The sequence below is a fragment of the Paracoccus chinensis genome, from assembly GCF_900102885.1.
In the GTDB taxonomy this organism is placed as follows: Bacteria; Pseudomonadota; Alphaproteobacteria; order Rhodobacterales; family Rhodobacteraceae; genus Paracoccus; species Paracoccus chinensis.
In genome coordinates this window covers 1-4369 of the sequence record NZ_FNGE01000049.1, presented here as the reverse complement: position 1 = coordinate 4369, position 4369 = coordinate 1, and the positions used below count along the sequence as shown (strand labels likewise).

At 64.1% G+C, this 4369-nt stretch carries 3 protein-coding genes; all 3 read right to left on the bottom strand.

Annotation, left to right across the window (positions count from 1 at the left end):
* Positions 1-135 precede the first annotated feature (135 nt).
* The 3 genes from BLQ03_RS17420 to BLQ03_RS17410 all read right to left on the bottom strand — a co-directional run bounded on the left by BLQ03_RS17420 (position 136) and on the right by BLQ03_RS17410 (position 4023).
* Positions 136-1623 carry a lipopolysaccharide biosynthesis protein gene (locus tag BLQ03_RS17420; RefSeq protein ID WP_090757558.1) on the bottom strand — a complete coding sequence of 496 codons (1488 nt, stop codon included), beginning with the start codon at positions 1621-1623 and terminating at the stop codon, positions 136-138.
* Positions 1624-1788: 165 nt separating this feature from the next.
* The gene (locus BLQ03_RS17415) at positions 1789-2823 is read right to left on the bottom strand and encodes a phosphoribosyltransferase (RefSeq protein ID WP_175558943.1); all 1035 of its coding nucleotides are present in this window, start codon (positions 2821-2823) and stop codon (positions 1789-1791) included.
* A gap of 183 nt (positions 2824-3006) precedes the next feature.
* Positions 3007-4023 (bottom strand): glycosyltransferase family 2 protein, encoded by a 1017-nt coding sequence (locus tag BLQ03_RS17410; protein ID WP_090757556.1) that lies wholly within the window; start codon positions 4021-4023, stop codon positions 3007-3009.
* Positions 4024-4369 lie beyond the last annotated feature (346 nt).

Below are 4369 nucleotides of genomic sequence, written 5' to 3'. Positions count from 1 at the left end.
TGCCGAAAAATCGCAAGCCGCCCGTGCGCATGCGAATCGCCCCGAGATGAACCCCGCCCATCAGATCGACCAGTTGCTGGAAATCTTCGGGGAGAGGGACTGAAGCCCGGTTGCCTGCAAGTGCCGCAGGCAGCCTTACGCAGCCACGGCTTGATGGCGGCGCAGCAGGCGCAGGGATTCCCCGAGCGTCCGCCGGCCCGGCTCGAACAGCAGGGCGAAGGCAATGACCAGCGAATAGGACAGCAGGGTGCCAAGAACGAGAGCGGCCAGAGGCGCTTCCGGCAGATAGGGCCGCGCCCCCCAGAGAAGACCGATCGCCAGATGCGCGCCCACGACGAAGGGAAAGGCCGCGCGGGCAATGTCCCCGGCACGAACGGGGCCGCGTCGGCCGACATAGAGCCAAAGGAGGGGCGTGCGTAGGTATTCGCTGGCGGCATAGGCCACCGCCACGCCATAGGCGCCATAAGGCAGACCGATGGCGAAGGCCACGACCGAGGTCACGGCCGTGACGATGCCCCAGCGCATGAACTCGGACGAACGGCCCTGGCTGATAAACAGCCAGCCGGCCGGGTTGTTGAGTGGCTGCAGAAGCCCCGCAAAGCCGAGCGCCTGAAAGATGAGCGCACTGCCAGCCCATTGCTGCCCCAGCGCGAAGGGCACCAGCACATCAGCCAGGGCAACCGCCATCGCCACTCCCGGCAGCGTGACCAGCAGCAGGATGGGCGCAACCCGCAGATAGGCATGGCGATAGCGATGCGGCTCGTCCATCATCCGTGACAACGCCGGCACCATGACCTTGGACAAAGGATTGGTGACCTGCTGCAGCGGGAACAACAGCAGTTTGTAGGCGCGGTCGTACAGCCCCAACTCCTCGTTGCCGCGGTAGCGGCCGATCATGACGTTGTCGAGATTGCGGGCAAAGAAGTTGGCGAAGTTGAACCCCGTAATCCCGGCGCCGAAATTGACGAGCCCGCCCGCACCCGCCGCCCACTGCGGCAGGCCCGGCCGCCAGCGCGACAGGAGCCAGCCCCCTAAGGTGCCCGACAGGGCCATCGCGATGCCCCCGGCGTAAAGCGCCCAGAAGCTCGGGTCCACAAGCGCCCAGGCGATCGACACCGCAAGCCCGAGAACAGCGACCACGCTGTCCAGCGCGGCGATCCGGCCGAACTCCATCCTTCGGTTGAGAAGGGCATGATGCTGCCCCCCCGCGCCCCCAAGAAGAAGCTGTACGCTCATCGCCGCGACCAGCACGCCGACAACGGGTTCGTTATAGAAGCGCGCGACCAAGGGCGCAGCCAGCACCAGCAGTACCGCCAGCAGGACGCTGACCGCCAGGTTGATCCAGAAGAGCACGTTCACCTCGGCATGAGTGATGCGCTTCTTCTGCACGGTCGCCTGCATCAGGCCGAGATCCTGGAACAGCCCCACAAAGCCCATGACCGGCGCGGCCATGGCGACGATCCCGAAATCCTCGGGCGCGAGCAGGCGCGACATGACAATGACCGAGGCGAACTGGCAGGCGAGCCTGACGCCTTGGGCACCGCCGGTCGCCAGCGCCCCGCGGCCGACCGACCTGCGCAGCGATCCGTCCGGCGGATCAAAGACCGTGCTGTCCTGTGTCACTGTCCGCCCTTCCAAAGCGATGCGCCCAGATCCCTTGCTTCTCGTGAAGCAAGGCTGCGGGCGCCAGTTACCTGATCGCGGCGGCGGCTTTACAGCAGATGCTGTCTCTCGGCAAAGAGGTCGCACGCAAATCCGGGCAGGAACAATCCACCCGCTCTGCCCCGGTCAACCTCTGGCTTGCGGGCGAACCAGCTTCTTCAGGGCCAGATAGCCGCTTTCGCCCAAGAGGGTGCGAGCAACGCTCTTCGCCCTCTCGCCTGCTGCCTGTCTTCGCTTTCGCAGCCGTGCCGGCATGTTGCGCATCTGCTGGCGGACTGCGACGGGCGACAAGCCGTTAGGTAGGTGGATCTGGTTCGTCTCAATGCACAGGACTGGCTTTCCTGATAGCCGCGCAATTGTCTCGGCCTGCTCGTGCTCGCTTTCGATGAACAACGTCGCGTCCGACTTACGGTAGAACTCGGCCTTGAAGCTACCATGCGCCCCCAGTCGTCGTCGCTCGGCTGCCGAGGGTAGGTCGAGCATGACAAGCTGTCCGTATTCGATGCCTTGAGCCTGCAGCCAAGCCTCGGTCAGGTGACGGTATTTCTCCAGCCGGCTGGTGACCAGCCAGCCGATCCGACGCGAGCTTCCGTGCAGCGGCAGCGCCTCTCTGAGGAATTGCTGGTAAGCCTCACCATCGTCGTTCTGCTGCTCGGTCGGATCAAGGCACAGCACCCCGTCGATGTCCACGCAGCTTTTCTCCAGCATCACATGATGCATGAAGTTCCATTGGAAGATACGCGGCAGCCTGACCTGCTCGAAAACTAAATCGGCCTCGGGATGTTTGGTTTGGACACTATATATGGCAGCAAAGAGGATCTCGGCCCCAGTCCTGCCTCCAATCCCCGAACTCTCGACACGCTTGCGTGCCTCGCGCATTGCGTTGCCGCCGCTTATGCTGTCATCCAGGATCAAGATCCGGCGCATATCCGCAATTCCACGTTCAAGCCCAGCATAGCGCTTAGTGGTCCCGGAAGTGTAGATCCGCCCCTCGAGAAAACTGTCGAGATCGGTCAAAGGAATGTTTTTCAGTAGGCTGAGCAGATTGGCGGCCAAGAGGCCGCTGCGCGGAATGCCAACAACAAGATCAATGTCCTGCGGCAGACGGTGCAGGTTGTGTAGGATTGTGTCGTTCAGATCCGCAAGGGAGCGATAGTTCATGCCCATCCTCAATTCTTGGACCAAGCCACAAAGTGGCTGATGCCGCGATAACCGGCAGCCCAGACGCCCGCAGCATCTATACGGCCGAAGGCGACTTGGCCATGGTGAAGCTCCTGTCGAAATAGCCAGTTCCTTACCATGCAAGTTCTCCCCAAGAAGATCTTAGTCTCGCCGACGCGATCGTTATGGATGTGTAATGGCTTGGGGATTGTCCGTGTTGTCACCTTCGATGAGCAGCCGTCCGATCCGGCTTGGGGGACTTGGGCGTCGCGCAGCCAGCTTGTCCGACAGGATGCCGCGCGTGACGGGGACCAGCGTCTCGGGCCGGGCCAGGGCTGACAGCACCGCCCCCGCCCGCCCGACACGTGCGCGGCGATCGAGGAAATCGCGCAACAGGAAGCGCTGGCGCAGCTCGGCGGCATGGGCATCGAGGACCCTACGTGCCTCGCCGCTCAGCCCCGGCAGGGCCAGGTGAGCGCGGGCCGCGGCGTGCAGCGCCTTCAGATCGGCGGTGCGGTGGCGCGAGCTCAGCGAGTCCGCCCGCCAGCGCGCGGCATAGCCGACCTGTGCACTGACGCGGAAGCGGGCGCCCTTCTGGAGCATCCGCACGTAAAGGTCGTAGTCCTCGCCCAGACGCAGGGCCTCGTCGTAGCGCAGCCCCTGGGCGTCCAGGAAATCACGCCGCATGACGGGCTTGAGGAAGCCCCATTCCTGCCGGTTGGTCCCGCGGGCCGAGTGGTTCGCCCGCACGAAGCCCGCCAGGTCGATATCGACCAGCGCGGGCGTGACCGGGGGCAGGGGCGGCAGTGCGGCCGGCGAGGCCGCCTCGGCCACAAACAGGATGTTGTCGGCCACCATGTCCCAGTCCGGCACCGCCAAGAGCCGCGCGAAGCGGTCGGGCAGAAGGAAGTCGTCGGCGTCGAGCACGGCCACAAAGGTGCCTACGGCAACCTCCAGCGCCCGGTTGCGGGCCGCGGCCGGGCCGCCGTTCACGGCGCAACGGATCACCTTCAGCCGCGCGTCGCCCCTGCCCGCAGCTTCGGCCGCCGCCGCCGTGGCGTCGCGCGAGGCATCGTCCACCACGATCACCTCGGCGGTCTCGGGCTCTGCTAGCGCGCTGCGGACCGCGTCGCCGATGGTCGCGGCCGCGTCATAGGCGGTGATCACCACGGAAACGGAGGGAGTGACGGGGGTGCTCATGGCCTTTCCGTGACAAGCCCAGGCGTGAAAGTCCAGCCCGCCGCGATCCGATGCTTCCTTGCTGTTTGCGTCATCCTCTGGCGGGCAGTCCGTGCGCGGTCTGCCCATCCTCTCTCGCTTGTGCCGGCACGGAAGCCACTTTGCCTTCCGCCTCATGGCTCTTCCCGGCATCCTCTCTGCCCTTCCCTCGACGGCAAACCGGGTTATCCACAGGGGTACTGTGTTAAATAGGTGTTAAATAGGTGTTAAGGGCAGACAAATCCCTATTTTTACTTTGAACATCAGTCAATTGAATTGTCTGCATCTGTGTGAAGTGTCGTTTCTCCATGTGTGAAGTGTCGTTTCT

Coding starts and splice junctions, on each gene's coding strand:
- BLQ03_RS17415 (WP_175558943.1), bottom strand. CDS start 2,823: ATGAACTATCGCTCCCTTGCGGATCTGAACGACACAATCCTACACAAC.
- BLQ03_RS17410 (WP_090757556.1), bottom strand. CDS start 4,023: ATGAGCACCCCCGTCACTCCCTCCGTTTCCGTGGTGATCACCGCCTAT.